20 protein-coding genes and 1 pseudogene are annotated in these 20,143 nt (G+C 71.4%); 11 read left to right on the top strand and 10 right to left on the bottom strand.

Features of this window, described 5'->3' with window-relative positions; all coding sequences use genetic code 11:
* Nucleotides 1–70: 70 nt before the first annotated feature.
* From hppD to JGR64_RS11805, 4 genes are all read left to right on the top strand, one after another.
* A complete protein-coding gene (hppD, locus tag JGR64_RS11820; RefSeq protein ID WP_199373561.1) occupies nucleotides 71–1,183 on the top strand; it encodes a 4-hydroxyphenylpyruvate dioxygenase in 1,113 nt (370 codons plus the stop codon).
* A gap of 24 nt (nucleotides 1,184–1,207) precedes the next feature.
* Nucleotides 1,208–2,512 (top strand): homogentisate 1,2-dioxygenase, encoded by a 1,305-nt coding sequence (gene hmgA / locus JGR64_RS11815; RefSeq protein ID WP_199373560.1) that lies wholly within the window; start codon nucleotides 1,208–1,210, stop codon nucleotides 2,510–2,512.
* Between the two features lie 55 nt (nucleotides 2,513–2,567).
* Complete coding sequence (locus tag JGR64_RS11810; protein WP_199373559.1) at nucleotides 2,568–3,182, top strand: lectin; 615 nt, start codon at nucleotides 2,568–2,570, stop codon at nucleotides 3,180–3,182.
* Between the two features lie 77 nt (nucleotides 3,183–3,259).
* On the top strand, nucleotides 3,260–4,210 hold the full coding sequence (locus JGR64_RS11805) for a sodium:calcium antiporter (protein WP_199373558.1): 951 nt from the start codon (nucleotides 3,260–3,262) through the stop codon (nucleotides 4,208–4,210).
* Between the two features lie 111 nt (nucleotides 4,211–4,321).
* Here the strand turns inward: JGR64_RS11805 and JGR64_RS11800 are convergent.
* The 6 genes and pseudogenes from JGR64_RS11800 to JGR64_RS11775 all read right to left on the bottom strand — a co-directional run.
* A pseudogene (locus JGR64_RS11800) lies at nucleotides 4,322–4,633 on the bottom strand (Na+/H+ antiporter subunit G); the annotation flags it as partial.
* On the bottom strand, nucleotides 4,630–4,914 hold the full coding sequence (locus JGR64_RS11795) for a K+/H+ antiporter subunit F (protein WP_199374339.1): 285 nt from the start codon (nucleotides 4,912–4,914) through the stop codon (nucleotides 4,630–4,632). The gene JGR64_RS11795 and the pseudogene JGR64_RS11800, both read right to left, overlap by 4 nt.
* 26 nt (nucleotides 4,915–4,940) lie before the next feature.
* Nucleotides 4,941–5,432, bottom strand: coding sequence for a Na+/H+ antiporter subunit E (locus tag JGR64_RS11790; RefSeq protein WP_199373556.1), 492 nt, complete (start codon nucleotides 5,430–5,432; stop codon nucleotides 4,941–4,943).
* Nucleotides 5,429–6,982 (bottom strand): monovalent cation/H+ antiporter subunit D, encoded by a 1,554-nt coding sequence (locus tag JGR64_RS11785; RefSeq protein ID WP_199373555.1) that lies wholly within the window; start codon nucleotides 6,980–6,982, stop codon nucleotides 5,429–5,431. The genes JGR64_RS11790 and JGR64_RS11785 overlap by 4 nt, the downstream gene beginning before the upstream one ends.
* Nucleotides 6,979–7,341: a Na+/H+ antiporter subunit C gene (locus tag JGR64_RS11780; protein WP_199373554.1), complete on the bottom strand. Its 363-nt coding sequence runs from the start codon at nucleotides 7,339–7,341 to the stop codon at nucleotides 6,979–6,981. Before JGR64_RS11780 ends, JGR64_RS11785 begins: the two co-directional genes overlap by 4 nt.
* Complete coding sequence (locus tag JGR64_RS11775; RefSeq protein WP_199373553.1) at nucleotides 7,341–10,172, bottom strand: monovalent cation/H+ antiporter subunit A; 2,832 nt, start codon at nucleotides 10,170–10,172, stop codon at nucleotides 7,341–7,343. Before JGR64_RS11775 ends, JGR64_RS11780 begins: the two co-directional genes overlap by 1 nt.
* A gap of 110 nt (nucleotides 10,173–10,282) precedes the next feature.
* Here JGR64_RS11775 and JGR64_RS11770 point away from each other — a divergent pair, with 110 nt between their 5' ends.
* Nucleotides 10,283–11,167: a nucleoside-diphosphate sugar epimerase gene (locus tag JGR64_RS11770; RefSeq protein ID WP_233348200.1), complete on the top strand. Its 885-nt coding sequence runs from the start codon at nucleotides 10,283–10,285 to the stop codon at nucleotides 11,165–11,167.
* A 1-nt stretch (nucleotide 11,168) separates the two neighbouring features.
* Here JGR64_RS11770 and JGR64_RS11765 read toward each other — a convergent pair whose 3' ends face one another.
* The 3 genes from JGR64_RS11765 to JGR64_RS11755 all read right to left on the bottom strand — a co-directional run bounded on the left by JGR64_RS11765 (nucleotide 11,169) and on the right by JGR64_RS11755 (nucleotide 13,663).
* Nucleotides 11,169–12,056 carry a DMT family transporter gene (locus tag JGR64_RS11765; RefSeq protein WP_199373551.1) on the bottom strand — a complete coding sequence of 296 codons (888 nt, stop codon included), beginning with the start codon at nucleotides 12,054–12,056 and terminating at the stop codon, nucleotides 11,169–11,171.
* A gap of 87 nt (nucleotides 12,057–12,143) precedes the next feature.
* Nucleotides 12,144–12,629, bottom strand: a complete 486-nt coding sequence (locus JGR64_RS11760; RefSeq protein ID WP_199373550.1) for an Mpo1-like protein — start codon at nucleotides 12,627–12,629, stop codon at nucleotides 12,144–12,146.
* A 59-nt stretch (nucleotides 12,630–12,688) separates the two neighbouring features.
* The gene (locus JGR64_RS11755; protein ID WP_199373549.1) at nucleotides 12,689–13,663 is read right to left on the bottom strand and encodes a mitochondrial fission ELM1 family protein; all 975 of its coding nucleotides are present in this window, start codon (nucleotides 13,661–13,663) and stop codon (nucleotides 12,689–12,691) included.
* A gap of 84 nt (nucleotides 13,664–13,747) precedes the next feature.
* On the opposite strand from JGR64_RS11755, the gene JGR64_RS11750 reads away from it, so the two are divergent.
* The 5 genes from JGR64_RS11750 to JGR64_RS11730 all read left to right on the top strand — a co-directional run bounded on the left by JGR64_RS11750 (nucleotide 13,748) and on the right by JGR64_RS11730 (nucleotide 17,878).
* On the top strand, nucleotides 13,748–14,338 hold the full coding sequence (locus JGR64_RS11750; RefSeq protein ID WP_199373548.1) for a malonic semialdehyde reductase: 591 nt from the start codon (nucleotides 13,748–13,750) through the stop codon (nucleotides 14,336–14,338).
* Entirely contained in the window at nucleotides 14,338–15,132 is a 795-nt protein-coding gene (locus tag JGR64_RS11745) for a hypothetical protein (protein WP_199373547.1), read from the top strand. Before JGR64_RS11750 ends, JGR64_RS11745 begins: the two co-directional genes overlap by 1 nt.
* Nucleotides 15,133–15,197: 65 nt before the next feature.
* Complete coding sequence (locus JGR64_RS11740) at nucleotides 15,198–15,398, top strand: zinc-finger domain-containing protein (protein ID WP_199373546.1); 201 nt, start codon at nucleotides 15,198–15,200, stop codon at nucleotides 15,396–15,398.
* Nucleotides 15,399–15,423: 25 nt separating this feature from the next.
* Complete coding sequence (locus tag JGR64_RS11735) at nucleotides 15,424–16,551, top strand: glycosyltransferase (protein WP_199373545.1); 1,128 nt, start codon at nucleotides 15,424–15,426, stop codon at nucleotides 16,549–16,551.
* Nucleotides 16,535–17,878, top strand: a complete 1,344-nt coding sequence (locus tag JGR64_RS11730; RefSeq protein WP_199373544.1) for an O-antigen ligase — start codon at nucleotides 16,535–16,537, stop codon at nucleotides 17,876–17,878. Before JGR64_RS11735 ends, JGR64_RS11730 begins: the two co-directional genes overlap by 17 nt.
* Here the strand turns inward: JGR64_RS11730 and lpxL are convergent.
* Nucleotides 17,844–18,749, bottom strand: a complete 906-nt coding sequence (lpxL, locus tag JGR64_RS11725) for an LpxL/LpxP family Kdo(2)-lipid IV(A) lauroyl/palmitoleoyl acyltransferase (RefSeq protein ID WP_199373543.1) — start codon at nucleotides 18,747–18,749, stop codon at nucleotides 17,844–17,846. The two genes, JGR64_RS11730 and lpxL, sit on opposite strands and share 35 nt — an antisense overlap.
* A 67-nt stretch (nucleotides 18,750–18,816) precedes the next feature.
* Here lpxL and waaA point away from each other — a divergent pair, with 67 nt between their 5' ends.
* On the top strand, nucleotides 18,817–20,130 hold the full coding sequence (waaA, locus tag JGR64_RS11720) for a lipid IV(A) 3-deoxy-D-manno-octulosonic acid transferase (RefSeq protein ID WP_199373542.1): 1,314 nt from the start codon (nucleotides 18,817–18,819) through the stop codon (nucleotides 20,128–20,130).
* Nucleotides 20,131–20,143: the final 13 nt, after the last annotated feature.

The following is a 20,143-nucleotide window of genomic DNA, read 5'->3' as shown; positions in this document are numbered from 1 at the left end:
TGCAAGCGGTTTCACATGAAACTATAACAACAGCCCTCGCACGTCCACTCTTCGCTTTCCAGGAGCCGCCATGAGCGCCCAGACCACATCCGCCAGCAGCGCGCCCAACCTCGGCATGGAGGTCACCACCTTCGAGAATCCGATGGGCATCGATGGTTTCGAATTCGTCGAGTTCGCGGCGCCCGAGGGCCAGGGCGCGCTGCTGCACGACTACTTCCGCAAGATGGGCTTCAGCCCGGTGCTGCGCCACCCCACGCGCGCGATCACCGTGTACCGCCAGGGCGGGGTGAACTTCCTGGTCAACGAGGATCCGGATTCGTTCGCCGCCGACTTCGCGCGCGCGCACGGCCCCTGCGCCGCCGGCTTCGCGATCCGCTTCCGCCAGCCTGCCGGCGAGGTGTACGCCAAGGTGCTGGCCAACGGCGGCGAGGCGATCGACAACAAGGAGTCCACCAAGGCGGTCGATGCGCCGGTGGTCAAGGGCATCGGCGACTGCATGCTGTACCTGGTCGACCGCTACGGCGACGCGGGCAGCATGTACGACGGCTTCGTGCCGGTCGAAGGCGCGGACGCCAACCCGACTGGCTTCGGCCTGACCTTCATCGACCACCTGACCCACAACCTCTACTTCGGCAACATGCAGAAGTGGTCGGACTACTACGAGAAGCTGTTCAACTTCCGCGAGATCCGCTATTTCGACATCAAGGGCGCCAAGACCGGCCTGGTGTCCAAGGCGATGACCGCGCCGGACGGCATCGTGCGCATCCCGCTCAACGAGTCCAGCGACCCGAAGAGCCAGATCAACGAATACCTCGACGCCTACAAGGGCGAGGGCATCCAGCACATCGCCTGCTTCACCGACGACATCTACACCACGGTGGAGAAGATGCGCGACGCGGGCGTTGAGTTCCTCGATACGCCGGAGTCCTACTTCGAGGTCATCGACCAGCGCATCCCCAACCATGGCGAAGACGTGGAGCGCCTGGCGCGCAACCGCATCCTGATCGACGCCGACCCGGAGACCAAGCAGCGCAAGCTGCTGCAGATCTTCACGCTGAACTGCTTCGGCCCGATCTTCTTCGAGATCATCCAGCGCAAGGGCAACGAAGGCTTCGGCGAGGGCAACTTCCAGGCGCTGTTCGAGAGCATCGAGCGCGACCAGATGAAGCGCGGCGTGCTCTGACCAACGGGTTCCGGGAGCCCTGCCATGACCGCATCGACCGACCGCTACCTGTCCGGCTTCGGCAACGAGTTCGCCAGCGAGGCGATCGCCGGTGCGCTGCCGGTGGGGCGCAACTCGCCGCAGAAGGTCGCGTTCGGCCTGTATGCCGAGCAGTTCACGGGCACGGCGTTCACCGCGCCGCGGCACGCCAACCGGCGCAGCTGGCTGTACCGGATCCGCCCGGCGGCGATGCACGGCAGTTTCGAACCGTACGTGCAGCCGCGCTTCCATGACGACTTCGGGCACGGGCCGGTCACGCCCGACCAGCTGCGCTGGGACCCGCTGCCGATGCCGGCGGATGGCAGCCAGGTCGATTTCGTCGACGGGCTGTTCACCGTGGCCGGCAACGGCGGCGCCGCGGCGGGTACCGGCGTCGGCATCCACCTGTACGCGGCCAATGCGCCGATGCGCGGCCGGTTCTTCTACAGCGCCGACGGCGAACTGCTGATCGTCCCGCAGCAGGGTCGCCTGCGCATCGCCACCGAGCTCGGCGTGATCGACGTCGAGCCGCAGGAGATCGCGGTGATCCCGCGCGGCCTGCGCTTCCGCGTCGAGCTGCCCGACGGCCACGCGCGCGGCTATGTCTGCGAGAACTTCGGCGCGCTGTTGCGCCTGCCCGACCTCGGCCCGATCGGCTCCAACGGCCTGGCCAACGCGCGCGACTTCCTCACGCCGGTCGCGGCGTACGAGGAAGCCGAGGGCGACTTCGCGCTCATCGCCAAGTTCCAGGGCCACCTGTGGCGCGCGCCGATCGGCCATTCGCCGCTCGACGTCGTCGCCTGGCACGGCAACTACGCGCCATACAAGTACGACCTGCGCCGCTTCAACGCGATCGGCTCGATCAGCCATGACCATCCCGATCCGTCGATCTTCCTGGTGCTGCATTCGCCCAGCGACACGCCGGGCACCAGCAACATGGACTTCGCGATCTTCCCGCCGCGCTGGCTGGTGGCGCAGGACACGTTCCGCCCGCCGTGGTTCCACCGCAACGTGGCCAGCGAGTTCATGGGCCTGGTGCACGGCGCCTATGACGCCAAGGCGGAAGGTTTCGCGCCCGGTGGCTGCTCGCTGCACAACTGCATGACCGGCCACGGCCCGGATGCGGCGACGTTCGCCAAGGCATCCGCGGCCGACCTGTCGAAGCCGGACGTGATCACCGACACCATGGCCTTCATGTTCGAGACGCGGGCGGTCATCCGCCCGACGCAACAGGCGCTCGATGCCGCCCATCGCCAGCGTGGCTACCAGGCCTGCTGGGCCGGTCTGGAGAAGCACTTCGCGATGGGTTGACGGGTTTTGTCGTAGCCTTGGGCACTGCGTTTTTCCCGCCACAGGAGCCTGCCGAATGCGTCGTGCCGCCCCCTTCATCGCCATCCTCAGCCTTGCCCTTTCCGCCTGCAGCGCGGAGCGCTCGCCCTCCGAAGCCGATGTGGCAGCCGCACCGGTTGCCGAAGCCGATACCGCGGACGCCGTCGATGGCCCGCGCGCGATCGCCGACGCCGGCGACGCGCGCATGAACGGCTATGGTGCGCTCGACCTCGGCCTGACCGCGGAAGAGGCCAGGGCCGAATGGACCGGTGGCGCGCTCCAGGGCAAGCCCGATCCGCGCGACCCGGCGGCCTGCTTCCACCTGAGTCCGGCGGGGCAATCGACGCCGGCGCAGCTCGCCTTCATGTTCGAGAACGACGTGCTGGTGCGCTACAGCGTCGAGTCTCCCGACATCGCCGCGCCCGGCGGCGGCAAGGTCGGCATGGACGAGGCCGCGATCCAGGCGCTCTACGGCGGCACGCTCGAAACGCTGCCGCACAAGTACGTGCAGGGCGGCAAGGTACTGAGGTCAGCCGAGGATGGCGGTGGCCTGCCGTCGAAGCTGGTGTTCGAACTCGACGCCGCCGGCAAGGTCACTTCGTGGCGCGTGGGCATGGTGCCGCAGATCGACTACGTCGAAGGCTGCAGCTGAGCCTTCGCCGCGCGCCGCGGCCGGGCCAGCGACGCGCGTGAACCCGACCCGTCCCGTGCCACCAAGGGAGTCGCGCCATGCTGACCGCCATCGGTTTGTTCGTCCTCGGCCTCGCGCTGCTGGCGCTGGGCGGTGATTCGCTGGTCAAGGGCGCCTCGGGGCTGGCGCAGCGCCTGGGCGCGTCGCCATTCGTTGCCGGCCTGGTGCTGGTGGCGTTCGCCACGTCGTTGCCCGAACTCGCGGTCAATGCGCGCGCGGTGTTCGCCGGCGAGCCGGCGCTGGCGCTCGGCAACGCCGTCGGCAGCAACATCGCCAACGTCGGATTGACGCTCGGTGCCGCGGCGCTCGCGGCGCCGCTGGTGGTGCGCTGGCGTGCGCTCGCGCCGCTGCTGCTGGTCCTGCTGCTGGCGACGCTGGCGGTGATCGGCTTCGGCTGGGACGGCCAGCTGTCGCGCGGCGAAGGCGGGCTGCTGCTGGCCGGGTTTGTCGGCGTGCTGGTGTTCGCGCTGGTGCGGGCGCGTGACGAGCGGCCCGGCGTGATCGACGCGCTGCAGGCGTTCGCCGCCACGCGCGGCGGGGTGGGCCTGCACGTGGTCCGCCTGGTGGTGGCGGCCGGCCTGCTGTATTACGGCGCGGGCCTGGTGGTGGGCGCCGCGCCGCGCATCGGCATGGCGCTGGGCATGGAGCCGCTGGTCACCGGCCTGCTGGTGGTGGCGATCGGCACCGCGCTGCCGGAAATGGCGGCGGCGGTTGCCGCGGCGCGCCGTGGCCAGGGCGACATCGTCGCCGGGCACGTGATCGGCTCCTGCCTGTTCAACCTGCTGGTGGTGATCGGCGGCATGGCGGTGGTCGGCGGGGTACCGGCACCGGCCTCGTTCGTGCGCTTCGAACTGCCGATGGCGTTCCTGTTCGCGCTGCTGCTGGTGCCGCTGCTGCGCGGCGACACCACCGTCAGCCGGGTGGAAGGCGCCTTGCTGCTGGCCGCGCTGCTCGCGTGGGTGGGCATCGAACTGGCGATGCTCGGCTGAAGCCGCAACTGGCGGGCGCGCCGGCGTCCAGCGTGTCGGGGCGCCTCAGATCGCGTCGTCGTCGCCGCCGTCGGGACGCGGCGGCACGTGCGTGTCCTCGTCCGACTTGCCTGGCAGCTGCGGGCGCTCGTCCATGCGCAGCGACAGCGCCGCCTTGGACATCAGGTGCGCGCTGATCGGCGCGGTGATCAGCAGGAACGCGGTGATCAGCAGCTCGCGCGGCTGCGGATCGCTGCCCACGAACAGGTGGTAGCCCACCGAGGCGGCGAGCACGCAGCCGACGCCCAGGGTGCTGGCCTTGGTCGGTCCGTGCAGGCGCTTGAAGAATTCCGACAGCCGCACCAGGCTGATGCCGCCCATCAGGATGAAGAAGCTGCCGACCAGCAGCAGCACGACCAGCAGCAGTTCCCAGAAGACGCTCATTCCACGATGTCCCGGCGGATGACGTACTTGGACAGCACCACCGTGCTCACGAAGCCGAGCATCGCGATGATCAGCGCAGCCTCGAAGTACACCGCGGATTTCAGGTACATGCCCAGCAGCATCAGCTCGGCGATGGCGGTGACGTTGAGGGTGTCGAGGGCGAGGATGCGGTCCGGCACGGTGGGGCCGCGCAGCAGGCGCCACAGCGCCAGCAACATAGAGGCACCGACCGCGTACATCGACACGCCGATCGTCATGTCGATCAGGCCATGACCGAACAGCTGGATGCCGGCGAGTTCGGGTGTGTTCAAGGGAAGATCTCCATCAGCGGGCATTCGTAGCGGCGCTTGATGTCGGCCACCAGCTGCGCCTCGTCGGCCAGGTCGAGCACGTGCACCAGCAGGTAGCGGCGGTCATCGGACAGTGCGGCGGTCACCGTGCCCGGCGTCAGCGTGATGCAGCAGGCCAGCGCGGTGATGCCGTGGATGTTGCCGATGTCCAGCGGATACCAGATGAAGCCCGGGTGGATGCTCGACTCGCGGCCCAGCACCTGGCGCGCGACGCGCAGGTTGCACAGCAGAATGTCCCACAGCAGCACCACCAGCAGGCGCGGCAGCGGGCGCAGGCTGCCGATGCGTGCGAACTCGCGGTCCAGGCGTGAGGCGAACGGCGGGATCGCCAGCCCCAGCAGCAGCGCCATGGCGAACTGGGCGAGATTGAGCTCGGCGACCATCAGCATCCAGAACACGATGATCCCGAGCGACAGGGGCATGGACGGCAGCCAGCTGCGGCGGTTCATGGCTGTCGCCCCGCGGGTTGCGCCGCACGCAGGTGCTGCACGTAGGCGGCCGGCGCCAGCAGCTGCGCGGCGGCGGCCTGCGTGTAGCGCAGGATCGGCGCCGGTGCCAGCGCCATCGCCACGCCGTAGGACAACAGCAGCACGGTGGCGAGGGTCTCGGGCAGGCGCAGGCGGCCGCGCCCGCGCGCGCCGGCGGCATGTTCGGCGACGGCGGCGGCGGCCGGGGCCGGCTTCCAGAAGATGCGCGTGCCGGCCCGGGTCAGGCCCACCACCACCAGCATGCTGCTGCCGAGGATGGCCGGCCATGCCCATTGCACGGCGGCGTCCGGCACCGACTGCAGCAGCAGCGTCTTGCCGATGAAGCCGGACAGCGGCGGCAGGCCGGCGATCGACACCGCCGCCACCAGGAACATCACCCCGGCCATCGTGCGTACGCCCGGCGCCGGCGCGAAGGCGCGCAGGGCATCGCCGGCGTCGCCGCGGCCGCGGCGCACCAGGTCGGCGATCAGGAACAGTGCGGCGGCCGTGAAGCTGCTGTGCACCAGGTAGTACAGGCCGGCGGCGATGGTGCCCGGCTGGCGCAGCCCGAAGGCGATGAACAGCGTGGTCGCCGACACCAGCACCAGGTACACCACCAGCACCCGCAGCCGCGTCGCCGCCATCACGCCCAGCGCGCCCAGCACCAGCCCGGTGACCGCCGCGGGCAGCATCCATTCCCAGCCGTATCCGGCCATGGCGCCCGCCGGTTCGCCGAGCAGCAGCGAGCCGACGCGCAGCACCGCGTAGATGCCGACCTTGGTCATGATGACGAACAGCGCCGCGACCGCCGCCGGCGCGCGCGTGTAGGTTTCCGGCAGCCACAGGTACAGCGGCAGCAGCGCGGCCTTGGCGCAGAACACCACCAGCAGCAGGCCGAGGGTGGCCTTGGCGAGCGGAAGATCGCGCGCCGGCAGCTCGGCCACGCGCACCGCGAGTTCGGCCATGTTGAGCGTGCCGAACACGCCATACACCAGGCCCAGCGCGATCAGGAACAGCGTCGCCGATGCGACGTTGAACACCACGTAGTGCAGGCCCGCGCTCATGCGCACGCCGCGGCCGCCGGACAGCAGCAGGCCGTAGGAAGCGATCAGCATGACCTCGAAGAACACGAACAGGTTGAAGATGTCGCCGGTCAGGAACGCGCCGTTGAGGCCCATCAGCTGGAACTGGAAGAGCGCGTGGAAATGCGGCGCGCGCCGGTCCCAGCCGGAGCAGGCGTGCAGCAGGCAGGCGCCCGCGAGCATCGCGGTGGCGAGCACCATCAGCGCCGACAGGCGGTCCACCACCAGCGCGATGCCGATCCGCGCCGGCCAGTCGCCGAGCAGGTAGACCAGCACCTGGTCGTCGCCGGCACGCGCCACCAGCATCACGGCCGCTGCAAACGTGGCCAGCATCGAGATCCAGCCCACCGAGCGCTGCACCACGGTGCCGAAGCGGCGGTGCTCCACGAACAGCGACAGCGCGCCGCCGAGCAGCGGCAGCAGGATCGGCAGGATCGGCAGCTGGCTCACGACTCCTTCCCCGGGCGGTCGATCATGTCGCCGGCGTCGACATGGTCGCTGTCGTTGTCGGCGCGGCTGCGCATGGCCAGCACGATCATCACCGCGGTCATGGCGAACGCGATCACGATCGCGGTCAGGACCAGCGCCTGCGGCAGCGGGTCGGTGTAGTTGGCCAGCGTGGCGTCGACGCCGTCGCGAAGGATCGGCGGCTTGCCCACCACCAGGCGGCCGCTTGAGAAGATCAGCAGGTTGGTGGCGTACGACAGCAGGGTCAGCCCCAGGATCACGTCGAACGAGCGGGCGCGCAGCATCAGGTACACGCCGGTCGAGACCAGCACGCCGATACCGCTGGCGATCGCGAACTCCATCAGTTGGCCTCCCCGGTGACGGCCGAGCGCGTGGCCGGGTTGATGGTGCCCCGGTGGGCGACCATGGTCTTGGAAGGCTTCAGCGTGCCCATCATCGACAGGATCAGCATGGTGCTGCCGAACACCACCAGGTACACGCCGACGTCGAACGCCGCCGAACTGGCCAGCGGGATGACGCCGAGCAGCGGCAGCTCCAGGTCGTAGTGGCCGCTGCTGAGGAACGGCAGGCCGAACAGCATGGGGCCCACGCCCGCGACCAGCGCGACCATCAGCCCGGCGCCGATGGCGCGGATGTAGTCGAAGCCGAACCGCGATTCCACCGACTCGGCGCCCTGGATCACGTACTGGATCAGCAGCGGCACGGCCAGCGTCAGGCCGGCGATGAAGCCGCCGCCCGGCGCGTTGTGGCCGCGCAGGAACAGGAAGATCGACACCACCAGCGTCAGCGGGAACATCATCTGCGCGAGGTCGGCCGGCACCGGCAGCTTGACCGGCGGGCCGGGCATGATCTTCTCCGGCGCCATGCGCGCGCGGCGCAGCATGGCGTGCACCACCAGCCCGGCGATGCCGAACACGGTGATCTCGCCCAGGGTGTCGAAACCGCGGAAGTCGACCAGGATCACGTTGACGATGTTGCTGCCCCACGCCTCGGGCAGCGCGCGCGCGGTGATCTCGGCGGCCGCGGCGTTGACCGGCGGCCGCACCATCATCGCCCACGCCAGGCCGGCGGTGCCGGCACCGGCCGCCAGCGCCACCACGCCGTCGCGCACCCGGCGCGGCAGTGAACGCGGTGGTGGCGAATCCTTGGGCAGGTAGTGCAGGCCAAGCAGCATCAGGGCGACGGTCACCAGTTCCACCAGCAGCTGGGTCAGGGCCAGGTCGGGTGCCGAAAGCGCCACGAACGTCATGCTGACCGCCAGCCCGCAGCCGCCCATCACCAGCACCGCGAGCAGGCGCTGGCGGTACAGGGCCAGCGTGGCGAGCGCGCAGCCGACCAGCATCAGCCACAGCACCCAGGCCAGGTGCACCATCGGCCTGGATTCGAAGACGAGCGCTTCGCGCGGCTCGCCCCAGCCGGCGATGAAGGGCGCGGCGCCCGCGGAAATCGCCACCAGCACCAGCCACAGCAGGCTGCGCTGCATGCTGCCGTTGGCGATGGTGTGGGTGAAGCGCCGCGCAAGGCGGAACAGCGCCTCGATGTTGAGGTGGAACAGCCGGCGCCCCAGCGAGCGCTGCACGATGGCGTGCAGGTCCAGCACCTTGCGCAGGCCGAGGTATAGCGCGACGCCGCAGGCCACGCCGCCGAGGCTCATCAGCAGCGGCATGTTGAAGCCGTGCCAGACCGACAGGCTGTACGCGGGCACCGCGTCGCCGAGCACGCCGCGCGCGGCGGTGGCCAGCAGCGGGCCGACGGTCCACTGCGGCGCCACGCCGACCGCAACGCAGGCGATCACAAGCACGGCCACCGGCAAGCGCATGAAGGTCGGCGCCTCGTGGACCTCCTGCGTCACCTCGCGCGGGCCACTGCCGAGGAAGGTGTCATGGACGAAACGCAGGCTGTAGGCCACGCCGAAGGTCGCGAACAGGAACGCCGCCACGGTGATGAAGGTGCGCATCGCATCGTCGCCCTCGATCTCCAGCGCCTGCGCGAAGAACATCTCCTTGGACAGGAAGCCGTTGAGCAGCGGAATGCCGGCCATCGCCAGCGAGGCGATGATGGCCAGTGCACTGGTGTAGGGCATCAGCCGCCACAGCCCGCCCAGCCGTCGCATGTCGCGGGTGCCGGCCTCGTGGTCGATGATGCCGGCGGCCATGAACAGCGAGGCCTTGAACGTCGCGTGGTTGAGGATGTGGAACAGCGCCGCCACCGTCGCCATCGGCGTCGACAGGCCCAGCAGCAGGGTGATCAGGCCGAGGTGCGAGATGGTGGAGTACGCCAGCACGCCCTTCATGTCGTGCTGGAAGATGGCGTTCCACGCGCCGACCAGCAGGGTCAGCGCGCCGATGCCGGACACCACGTAGAAGAACAGGTCGGTGCCGGCGAGCGAGGGATGCAGCCGCGCCAGCAGGAACACGCCGGCCTTCACCATGGTCGCCGAGTGCAGGTAGGCGGACACCGGCGTCGGTGCCGCCATCGCGTGCGGGAGCCAGAAGTGGAACGGGAACTGCGCGCTCTTGGTGAACACCGCGGCCAGCACCAGGCCCAGGATCCAGGGATAGAGCTCGTGGGCGCGGATCGCGGCGCCCGACGCGAGCACGGCGTCCAGCTCGTAGCTGCCCACCACGCGGCCGATCAGCACCACGCCGCCCAGCAGCGCCAGGCCGCCGGCCGCGGTGATGGTGAGTGCCATGCGCGCGCCCTCGCGGGCGTCGTCGCGGTGGAACCAGAAGCCGATCAGCAGGAACGAGCTGATCGATGTCAGCTCCCAGAACACCACCGTGAGCAGCAGGTTGCCGGACAGCACCATGCCCAGCATCGCGCCCATGAACAGCAGCAGGAAGCAGAAGAAGCGCCGGGTCTTTTCCTGCGGCCCGAGGTAGTAGTGGGCATACATCACCACCAGGCCGCCGATGCCCAGCACCATCAGCGCGAACATCCACGCCAGTCCGTCGAGGCGCAGGCTCAGCGCCAGTCCGGCCTCCGGCAGCCAGTCGTGCATCGCCCGCGGGATGCCACCCGCGATCACGTCCGGGGTGAACCATGCCAGGATCGCCAGGCCCAGGAGGGGCGCCAGCCCGGCCAGCCACGCACATGCGCGGGCCGGCGCATCGCGGAGGATCGCGAGCACCAGCGCAAACAGGAACGGCAGGGCCAGCATCAACTCCAGCATCGGGGTCCTTGTCGTCGGGGGAGTGCCGCGGCGCGCGCGGCAGCGGTCGATTCTAGCAGCGGGGGATGTACGTTCCTCCGCATCGCGCGGCTTCGCCTATGCTTTCGCGGATGGAATTGCATGACCATGCGCACCCCCGCGCGCTGCTGTTCGGTGGCAGCGGCCAGATCGGCGCCGCGCTGCTCGCGCGCCTGTTGGCTGCGGGCTGGCGCGTGGATGCGCTGTCGCGCACGGAGCAAACGGCGGGCGAGGGCGTGCGCTGGCTGCGCGGCGGTTTCGACGCGATGCCCGGGCTCGAAGCGCGCTACGACGTGGTGCTGGGCTGCGGCCCCCTCGACCGTTTCGCGCGCTGGTTCGAAGATGCCCGCGTCGACACGCCGCGCCTGGTCGCATTCGGGTCCACCAGCCTCGCCGTGAAGCAGGGCTCGGCCGATGCCGGCGAGCGCGAACTCGCAGCGCGCCTGGCCGTTGCCGAAGCGCGGCTGTTGGCGACCGCGGCACGGCGCGGCACGGCGGCCACGCTGCTGCGCCCGACCCTGGTCTACGGCGCCGGGCGCGACCTCACGCTGTCGCGGATCGCGGCGCTGGCGCGGCGGCGCGGCTGGTTCGCGCTGCCGCGCGGTGCCGACGGGCTGCGCCAGCCAGTGCACGTGGATGACCTCGCGGCCACCGCGATGTCCGCGATCGCGGCCGGGGCCGCCAGCCAGGGGCGTTCCTACGACCTTCCCGGAGGTGAAACCCTGCCGTATTGCGACATGGTGGCGCGGGTACTGGTCGCGCTGCAGCCGCCGGCACGGCTGGTCGAGCTGCCCGCGCCGGTTTTCGCCGGCCTTGCGGCGGCGGCCCGTGCAGCGGGTCTGCTGCAGGGCTTCGGTGCCGCGGCACAGCTGCGCCTGCGCCAGGACCTGGTGTTCGACGCGCGGCCGGCGATGGACGACCTCGGCCACGCGCCGCGCCCGTTCCGGCCGGACGCCGCGATGTTCGACCCGCGCTGAATCAGATCTCGCGCGCCGGCGGCAGCGGCCGCGCGGTGGCCATGGCGCGCAGCGCGATCGCGACCACGCCGCCCAGCACCAGCGCGCCGCCGATCCACAGCTGCGGACCGGGGCGGTCGCCCCAGAACACGATGCCCAGCAGGACCGCCAGCAGCGGCGTCAGCATGAGCCACGGCGTGAGCTGCGCCACCGGATGGCGCTGCAGCAGCAGGAAATACACACCATGGCCGAGCAGCGAGGCGACCAGCGCCGAATACGTCACCCCGATCCAGGCACGCGGCGAGAACGTGGCCAGCGCCGACACGCCGCCGGGTTCGAACACCAGGCTGATCGCCAGCAGCGGCAGCACCGCGATCAGCGCGCTCCAGCCCTGCTGGGTCAGCATGCCGATGCCGCCCAGGCGCCGCATCAGCACCGTGCCCAGCGCCAGGAAGCCCGCCGACACCAGCATCGCCAGGATCGCGGCCGGCTTTTCGACGATCGAGGGATCGAAGCCGATCACCAGCACGCCGATGAAGCTCACCGCGATCGCGGTGCCGGTGCGCCAGGCGAAACGCTCGCCCAGCACCACCCAGGCCAGCAGCGCCGACATCGGCACGTAGCTCTGCATCACGATCGCCACCGCCGACAGTTCACCCGCCAGGCGCAGCGCCCAGAAGCTCAGGCCGAAGTGCAGCACGTTCATGCACAGCGCCACGGCCAGGAAGCGCGGCCACTGCGCGCGCGGCACGGGCTTCAGGAACGGCAGCAGGACCAGCGCCACGATGCCCATGCGCAGTGCGGTGTACAGGAACGCCGGCATCTCGAGCAGCGCGTAGGCCGAGAACAGGAAATTCCCCGCCCACGCCATGCAGATGGCCAGGATCAGGAAGAGGTCGCGTGGGGACATGCGCCATTGTCGCCGCTGTGGGTGGCCGCCGCGCGTGCCGGCCGTCCCGGGTCATGGCATGCAGTGTTGCGCGGTGCCGCGACGCTCCTACCAGCGCCACCCCAGGCGGCGGTAGAGCTTGGCCAGCACCCAGGCCGGGCCGATCAGCAGATACACCAGGTCGGTGAAAAAGCTCGGCTTGCGGCCTTCGATGCGGTGGCCGATGAACTGCGCGATCCACGCCACCACGAACACGCCTACGGCGAGCGCCAGCAGCCCGCGCGTGCCCAGCGCGTCGTGCAGCCACCAGCACAGCGAGGCCATGGCCAGCAGCTGCACCGCCATGCCGACGCCGAGCGGGCGCGACGCGCGCTGGTAGAACAGCCAGGCCGCGAACATCGCCAGCGCCGCCCACACCCCTTGGCGGAGCGCGGTGCCCGGCGACGGGATGCACCACAGCAGGGCGATCACGCTCCACAGGATGGCCGGCACCGCGAACACGTGGATGGCCTGGTTGCGGGCATTGCGGTGGTCGCCGGAATAGCTCGCGAACCAGCGGTCGATGGGGCGGTCGGTCTGGCTTGCGATGTCCATGGCGTCACCGGTGCGCGGATGCGGCGAGGATAAGCCAAGCCGCGCCGCCACGCGCCAGGTCAGGCGAGTCCGAGCCGCGCACGCACCTCGCCGGCGATGCGCCCGGTCTCGCGCAGCGGAATGGCGATGTAGCCGTCGAGGCGCTCGTCCACCGCGCGGACGCGCCCGCGCGACAGCAGTTCGTCGACGAAGCGCCGCGGCCGTCCGCGCACGCGGTCCGCGCCGGCCACGAACACCGGCGCCGCGGTGGCGCAGGCTTCGGACAGCATGTTCACGGAGTCGGCGGTGCACACGATGCGGTCCGCCCAGGCCAGCATGCCGGGATAGGGGTTGCGGCCATCGGTGTCGTCCACCCACGCCATCAGCGACACGCGGCCGCGGTGCGCGCGCAGGGCATCGCGCAGTGCGGGCGGCGTGCGCCGCGAGGCCGTCACCAGCAGGCTGCCGCCTTCGCGCGCGGCCACGGCGTCGGCCAGCGCCAGCAAGCCTTGAAATGCCACAAGGTCGAAGCCGGCATGCGCGCTCGGCCCGCCGAGCAGCAGGGCGGTGCGCGGCGACGGCAGCTCCGCGAAGTCCGCGAATTCCATCCGCGCGCGCGCCAGCCAGGCGTCGTCGATCGCATGCAGGCTGCCGAGCGTGGTGATCACGTTGTCGCCGCGCAAGCCGTCATGCGCAGGGGTGACGACCAGATCCCAGTGGCGCGGGTCGATGCGCGGATCGAGCACCTGCACCGCGCGCGCGCCGCGTGCGCGCAGCAGGCGCGTGGCCAGCGCCGCCTGCCGGCCACAGCCGACGGCGACCAGCGGTGGCGCTGCCAGGCTCGCCGCGAACGGCGCGCCGAAGGCCTGCGCGGCGCCCGGCAGGCAGCGTGGCGCAAGCCACGACCACGGTGCGCGCGCCGCCAGCGCCACGTCGTCCACGGCACCGACGCCCAGCGCTTCGGCAAGCGCGGTGGCCTGGCGCGCGTTGCCGGCGCGTCCATCGCTCAGCGCCCAGGCGACGGCCGGGTGCGCGCGTTCTGCTGTCGTGACCATCCGTTCCGGGGCCGGGCCTGTGGTTTCTCCGGGCGGACTCTACACTTCCCGGTCCAGCCGAACCCGCGATCGAGAGGACACCTGATGACCGATGCATTGCCCGCCACCGCGCTTGCCCGCCTGTTCCGCGAGGCCCGCACCCACAACGCGATTGGCGGCGAGGTCGGCGACGACAGCCTGCGCGCGCTCTACGACCTGGTGAAGTTCGGTCCCACCGAGGCCAATGCCTGCCCGGCGCGCTTCGTGTTCGTGAAGTCGGCGGAAGCCAAGGCGCGCCTGGCGCCGGCGCTCAGCGACGGCAACCGCGACAAGACCCTGGCCGCGCCGGTCACCGTGATCATCGGCCACGACATGGCGTTCTACGACAAGCTGCCGGTGCTGTTCCCGCATACCGATGCGCGTTCGTGGTTCGCCGGCTCCGACGAAGCGCGCCTGGAGCGCGTGGGCCTGCGTGGCTCCAGCATGCAGGCGGCCTACCTGATCATGGCCGCGCGCGCGCTCGGCCTCGACTGCGGGCCGATGAGCGGCTTCGACAACGCGATGGTCGACGCGGCGTTTTTCCAGGGCACGGCGGTGCGTTCCAACATCCTCGTCAACCTGGGCCACGGCGATCCTGCGCAGCTGTTCCCGCGTTCGCCGCGGCTGTCGTTCGACGAGGCCGCCAGGATCGAGTGATGGCGCCTGGGAACGCGCTGCTCCGCCGCGCCGCTGCGCGCGGACGCATTGTCGCCGGCGGCGTGGATGCGCGGCACGCGTTCTCGCGCGGCGACGCGATCGATCGCGCGTGGATGGGCTGGGGCGCGCTGCGCGTGCTGTCGACGCAGGCGTGGGCGCCCGGCGCGGTGGGCGAGGCTGCCCGCATCGCCAACATGGACCTCGTCCTGCTGGTGCTGGAAGGTCGCCTGCGCATCGATTGCGCAGGCTTCGATCCGCGCGAAGTCACCGCAAGGGGCGCGGCGTGGATCGGCGCCGGGCACGGCATGGACTGCCGGCTGGCCAATGCCTCGGCCACAGCGCCACTGCGCCTGCTGGAAGCCTGGATCCAGCCGGACCGCGTGAACGCGGCGCCCGGTATCGCGGTCGCTCCGGCGTCTGCCACGGCAAGCGGCGCCTGGCTCACGCTCGCCGCCGGCGGGGAGTTCCATGAGTCCGCGGACCGCGCGGACCGCGCGGACCGCGAGGGATGCGATGGCGTGGATGGCGCAGCGGGCGATGACCGTCCGCTCCTTCTGCGCCAGGACGCGCGGTTGCGCAGCGCGCGGCTCGAAGCCGGCGCATCGCTCGCGCTCGACGCCGTGGCGGGACGCCGTGGCTGGCTGCAGCTGCTCGAAGGCGCTGCGGCGGTCGACGGCCAGGCATTGTCCGCGGGCGACGGACTGGCCTGGGACGCCCATTCGCCGGCACCTGCAACGCTGGTGGCCTTACCCGGCGCCGCTACGCACGCGCTGCTGTTCGAGCTGCCGGCCTGAGCGCGGGCCGTGCCGCTGGCGGCGCGGTAAACTCCGGTTTCCGTTTTCCATCTGGCACCGCACCCATGTCCACCGCTCCGACGCAGCCCACCGTGGCCAACGCCCAGACGCAGTACGAGGTCCGGCGCGCCGACCTGCCGCTGAGCTGCCCGCTGCCGTCGATGGCGCTGTGGAACTCGCATCCGCGCGTCTACCTGCCGATCGAAGCCGACGGCGGCCAGGCCGACTGCCCGTACTGCAGCGCCCATTTCGTGCTGGTCGACTGAGACCGGCACGGGCGGCTGCGGGCGCATGCACCGGCCGCTGACAGTCCTGCAGGTGTTGCCGGCGCTGGAATCCGGCGGCGTCGAGCGCTCCACCATCGAGATCGCCGAGGCGCTGGTGCGGGCCGGCCACCGCGCCCTGGTCGCATCGGCCGGCGGGCGCCTGCTGCCGGCGCTGCGTGCCACCGGTGCCGTGCACGTGGAGCTGCCGCTGGGCCGCAAGTCACTGGCGACGCTGGGCCAGGTGCGGCCGCTGCGTCGGCTGTGCGTCGAGCACGGCGTGGACATCGTGCACGCACGCTCGCGGCTGCCGGCGTGGGTCGCCTGGCGCGCGCTGCGCGGCATCCCCGAAACAGGCCGCCCGCGCCTGGTCACCACGGTCCACGGCTTGAACTCGCCCTCGCGCTACAGCGCGATCATGACCCGTGGCGAACGCGTCATATGCGTGTCCGACACGGTGCGCGCCTACGTGCTGCGCGCGTACCCGGGCACCGATCCCGCGCGCCTGCGGGTGATCCCGCGTGGCATCGACCCCGCGGCGTTCCCGCGCGCGCCCTGGCCGGACCCCGCTGCGCGCGCGCGCGCCGCCGCGTCGGACAGCCGTCTGGCCGGCGAGGGCCGGTTGCTGCTGCTGCCGGGTCGCGGCACCCGGCTCAAGGGGCATGGCGATGCGCTGGCGCTGCTGGCCGCGCTGCGCTCGGACGGCCTCGATGCGCGCCTTTGGATGCCGGGTGCGCGCGACTCGGCGCGTGCGGCGTACGTCGACGAGCTGGAGGCGTCCGCCGCCGCCCTCGGCATCGCCGACGCGGTGGTGATCGCGCCCCCGACCACGGCCATCGCCGATGCCTACGCGGCCTGCGACCTGGTGCTGCAGCTGTCGCGCAAACCGGAGGCCTTCGGGCGCACCGTGGTCGAAGCGCTGGCGGTCGGCCGCCAGGTGCTCGGCTGGGACCACGGCGGGGTGGGTGAGCTGCTGCACGAGCTGCAGCCGGCCGGCGCGGTGCCCGCGTTCGATGCCGCGGCGCTGCTGGCGCGCGCGCGCGCGCTGCTCGGACAGCCGTCACGGGCACCGGCTACGATGACCGCCATCCCCGTGACCTACTTGCTCCGGACGATGCAGGACGCCACGCTTTCGGTCTATGACGAACTCCGCTGACACGCTGCCACCGGCAGGTGCGCCCGCGCCCAGCGGATGGCGCTGGGCGCCGCACTGGGTGCTGGCGTTCGTCGCGCTCTGGCCCGCGCCCGGCTATGCCGAGGGCGTGATGGTGCTCGGCGCGCTGCTGGCGATCATCAAGCTGCTCACCGCGCGCTTCCGCGGCGGTGGCGCGCTGCTCAGCGGCCCGGCGTGGGCGCTGACCAGCGTGCTGTTCTTCGCCTACTGGCTGCCCGAACTGCTGTCCGCGCCCGATGCCGTGGATCCGGCGCGCGCGCTGCGCGAAGCCGCGGTCGACCTGCGCTACCTGCCGTTCCTCTGGCTGGTGGCGATCGCCGTGGCCAGCGAGCGCGGCCGTCGGCTGACCTTCATCGGGCTGGCGGTGATCGTGGGCGTGTGGACCCTGGACGCGCTGGCCGAGGTCGCCTTCGGCACCAGCCCGCTGTTCTGGGGGATCGATGCCGCCAAGCAGGCGATCAGCGGTCGGCCGATGTGCAACCTCGAAGAACTGGCCAGCGCCGACCGCCTGGGCGGCGTGCTCGGCCCGTGCAACCTCAAGCTCGGCGTGGTGCTGGCCAGCCTGTCGCCGTTCGCGCTGTATGCCGCGGGGCGGCGCTGGCACACCGCCGGCTGGGTGGTCGCCGCCGCGGCAATCGGCATCGTGATCGTGTTCGCCGGTTCGCGCGCCTCGTGGCTGACCTATGCGCTGGTGCTGGTGCTGTCGGGTTGGCGCCTGCTCGGCTGGAAGCGCCTGCTGCTCGTGTTCGCGTTCGGCCTGGTGACAGTGCTGGCGCTGGGGCTGGCGTCGCCGGATGTCCGCGACCGCATCGAACGCACCACCCATGCGCTGTCGGCGGACGAGACCGGCGTCGACAGCGCACTGTCCGGGCGCACGCGGATCTGGGGCGCGGCGCTGTGCATGGCGCGCGCGCATCCCTTCAACGGCGTCGGCGCGCGCGGCTTCCGCGAGGCGTTCCCGGCCTGCGATCCGCAGGCCGGTGACGTGCCGGCCTGGGGCGAAGGGCCGGCGCTGCATGCGCACCAGATCGTGCTGGAAGTGCTGAGCGAAACCGGCGTGATCGGGCTGTTGCTGTGGCTGGCGGGCATGGCACTGGCGCTGCGCGCCTGGCGCTTCGCCGACGTCGCCGCGCGTGAGCGCGCGCGGCCGGCGATGCTCGCCCTGCTGGTGACGGTGTTCCCGTTCAACACCCACCTGGCGTTCTATTCCACGTTCTGGGGTGGCCTGACGCTGATGCTCGCCGCGCTCTACGCCGGCAGCCTGCTGGCGCGCGTCAGTACACCGAGCCCCCGTCCGGACGCCGCTTGAAGCGGCGGTGGATCCACAGGTACTGCTCGGGCGCGGCGCGCACCATGGTCTCGATGGCGGCCATCACTTCGGCGGTGTCGGCCACGGCGTCCGCGGTCGGATAGCCGGCGGTCGCGGGAAACAGGCGCAGCGTGTAGCCGCCATCCGCGCGGCGCGCGTGCTGGAAGAACACCACGGCCGCGCCCGACATGCGCGCCAGCTGGTGGGTCGATTTCAGGCTGTGCGCCGGCTGGCCGAAGAACGGCACGAACACGCTGTCGCCGCGGCTCGGGTCCTGGTCGGGCGCGTACCAGAGCAGGCCGCCACGCTTGAGGTGGCGCACCGCGCCGCGCAGGTCCTGCTTGGGGAACATCGCAGCGGCATAGCGCGCGCGGCCGCGGCGCACCGCCCATTCCATCGCCGCCTGCGCATGCGGCCGGTACATGCCGGCCAGCGGGATGTGGTCGCACATCAGCCGGCCGCAGACCTCGAGCGTGGTGAAGTGCCCTGAGACCACGATCACCCCGCGGCCCGCGGCGCGCGGCGCGTGCACGTGTTCGAGGCCTTCGACCACCAGCCCGCGGCGCAGCGGCGCCACCGAGCCCCACCAGGCGCGCGCGAACTCGAACACGCCGATGCCGATCGCGGCGAAGTGGCGGCGCAGCAGCGCGTCGCGCGCGGCGGCGTCGAGCTCCGGGAAACACAACGCGATATTGCGCGCGGCGATGTGGCGGCGCCGCGGCAGCGCGGCGCGCAACAGTGCGCCGAACGCGCGACCGACCGCGCGCTGCAATGGCCACGGCAGGCGCGCCAGCAGCGCCATCGCGGCGATGCCGAGCCAGGTCGGCCAGTGGCGCGGCGCCAGCGGCGGCGTGTTGTCGGAATCGGACATGCGGGGATTCTACCGGTCGTGGCCCGCCGGCCCGCCGCAGGCCCGGCGGCTTCGCTATCCTTGCCGCATGAAGGCCGCCCCAAGCGAACGCGCCGTTGAACGCCTGCTGCGCGGTCTGTACTCGGCCGTGCTGTACCTGCTGGTGCCAGTCACGGTGTACCACCTGATCTGGCGCGGATTCCGCCAGGCCGGCTACCTGCAGCGCTGGGACGAGCGCTACGCGATCTACCGCACGCCGCCCGTGGAGGGCGACGGCTGCGTGTGGGTGCACGCGGTATCGGTGGGCGAAGTGAACGCCGCGGCGCCGCTGGTGGATGCGCTGCTGGCCGCGCGCCCCGACCTGCGCCTGCTGGTGACCACCATCACCCCGACCGGCTCGTCGCGCGTCCGGGCGCTGTGGGGCGAGCGCGTCGCGCACGTCTACCTGCCCTATGACCTGTCGGGCGCGGTGCGGCGCTTCCTTGCGCACCACCGGCCACGGCTGGCGCTGGTGCTGGAAACCGAGCTGTGGCCGAACCTGCTGTTCTGCTGCCGCGACCACGGCATTCCCGCCTACCTGGTGAACGCGCGGCTGTCGGAGCGGTCCCTGCGCGGCTACCGCGTGCTGCGGCCGCTGGTGGCGCGCGCGCTGCGCACGCTGCATCGCGTCGCCGCGCAGTCGGCAGCCGACGGCGAGCGCTTCGTGCGCCTGGGCGCCGAACCTGCCGCGATCACCGTGCTCGGCAACCTCAAGTTCGACATCGCGGTGGACGACGCGGCACGGCGCACCGCCGCCGCATTCGCAGGGCACAGCGGCGGTCGCCTGGCGTGGATCGCGGCCAGCACGCATCCCGACGAGGAGGCCGCGGTGATCGCCATCCACCGGCGCCTGCGCGAGCACTGGCCGGCGCTGCTGCTGCTGTGGGCGCCGCGCCATCCCGAGCGCTTCCGCCCGGTCACGCAGGCCTGCGTGGAAGCCGGCTGGCGGGTTGCCACGCGCCAGTTCACGCACTGGCCGGACCAAAACGACGACGTGTTCGTTGTCGACACGCTCGGCGAACTCACGCAGTTCTACGCCTGCGCGCGCGTGGCCTTCGTGGGAGGCAGCCTGCAGCCGGTGGGCGGACACAACCTGCTCGAACCTGCGGCGCTGGGCGTGGCCGTGGTGACGGGGCCGCACCTGCATAACTTCAGCGACATCGCCCGCCAGCTCGACGAGGCCGGCGCCCTGCGCATCGCTGCCGATGCCGACGCGGTCGGCGAGGCGGTGGCCGAGTTGCTCGCCGATGACCAGGCACGCGGCGTGATGGTGCAGGCCGGGCTGCAGCTGGTGAAAGCCGGGCGCGGCGCCCTTGCGCGCACCATGGAGCTGATCGCGCCCCACCTGCCGCCGGCGCCCTGAACGGAACAGGGCG

The organism is Luteimonas sp. MC1572 (genome assembly GCF_016615815.1).
In the GTDB taxonomy this organism is placed as follows: Bacteria; Pseudomonadota; Gammaproteobacteria; order Xanthomonadales; family Xanthomonadaceae; genus Luteimonas.
The sequence above is the reverse complement of the archived record's forward strand: the minus strand, read 5'-3'. Positions and strand labels throughout refer to the sequence as shown.

Bases quoted from the DNA above. Each gene is read 5' to 3' on its own strand.
- JGR64_RS11790 (WP_199373556.1), bottom strand. From the start codon at position 5,432: ATGAACCGCCGCAGCTGGCTGCCGTCCATGCCCCTGTCGCTCGGGATC.
- JGR64_RS11805 (WP_199373558.1), top strand. From the start codon at position 3,260: ATGCTGACCGCCATCGGTTTGTTCGTCCTCGGCCTCGCGCTGCTGGCG.
- JGR64_RS11735 (WP_199373545.1), top strand. From the start codon at position 15,424: ATGCACCGGCCGCTGACAGTCCTGCAGGTGTTGCCGGCGCTGGAATCC.
- lpxL (WP_199373543.1), bottom strand. From the start codon at position 18,749: ATGTCCGATTCCGACAACACGCCGCCGCTGGCGCCGCGCCACTGGCCG.
- JGR64_RS11750 (WP_199373548.1), top strand. From the start codon at position 13,748: ATGACCGATGCATTGCCCGCCACCGCGCTTGCCCGCCTGTTCCGCGAG.
- JGR64_RS11755 (WP_199373549.1), bottom strand. From the start codon at position 13,663: ATGGTCACGACAGCAGAACGCGCGCACCCGGCCGTCGCCTGGGCGCTG.
- JGR64_RS11775 (WP_199373553.1), bottom strand. From the start codon at position 10,172: ATGCTGGAGTTGATGCTGGCCCTGCCGTTCCTGTTTGCGCTGGTGCTC.
- waaA (WP_199373542.1), top strand. From the start codon at position 18,817: ATGAAGGCCGCCCCAAGCGAACGCGCCGTTGAACGCCTGCTGCGCGGT.
- JGR64_RS11745 (WP_199373547.1), top strand. From the start codon at position 14,338: ATGGCGCCTGGGAACGCGCTGCTCCGCCGCGCCGCTGCGCGCGGACGC.
- JGR64_RS11740 (WP_199373546.1), top strand. From the start codon at position 15,198: ATGTCCACCGCTCCGACGCAGCCCACCGTGGCCAACGCCCAGACGCAG.
- JGR64_RS11760 (WP_199373550.1), bottom strand. From the start codon at position 12,629: ATGGACATCGCAAGCCAGACCGACCGCCCCATCGACCGCTGGTTCGCG.
- JGR64_RS11780 (WP_199373554.1), bottom strand. From the start codon at position 7,341: ATGGAGTTCGCGATCGCCAGCGGTATCGGCGTGCTGGTCTCGACCGGC.
- JGR64_RS11765 (WP_199373551.1), bottom strand. From the start codon at position 12,056: ATGTCCCCACGCGACCTCTTCCTGATCCTGGCCATCTGCATGGCGTGG.
- JGR64_RS11810 (WP_199373559.1), top strand. From the start codon at position 2,568: ATGCGTCGTGCCGCCCCCTTCATCGCCATCCTCAGCCTTGCCCTTTCC.
- JGR64_RS11770 (WP_233348200.1), top strand. From the start codon at position 10,283: ATGGAATTGCATGACCATGCGCACCCCCGCGCGCTGCTGTTCGGTGGC.
- hmgA (WP_199373560.1), top strand. From the start codon at position 1,208: ATGACCGCATCGACCGACCGCTACCTGTCCGGCTTCGGCAACGAGTTC.
- JGR64_RS11730 (WP_199373544.1), top strand. From the start codon at position 16,535: ATGACGAACTCCGCTGACACGCTGCCACCGGCAGGTGCGCCCGCGCCC.
- hppD (WP_199373561.1), top strand. From the start codon at position 71: ATGAGCGCCCAGACCACATCCGCCAGCAGCGCGCCCAACCTCGGCATG.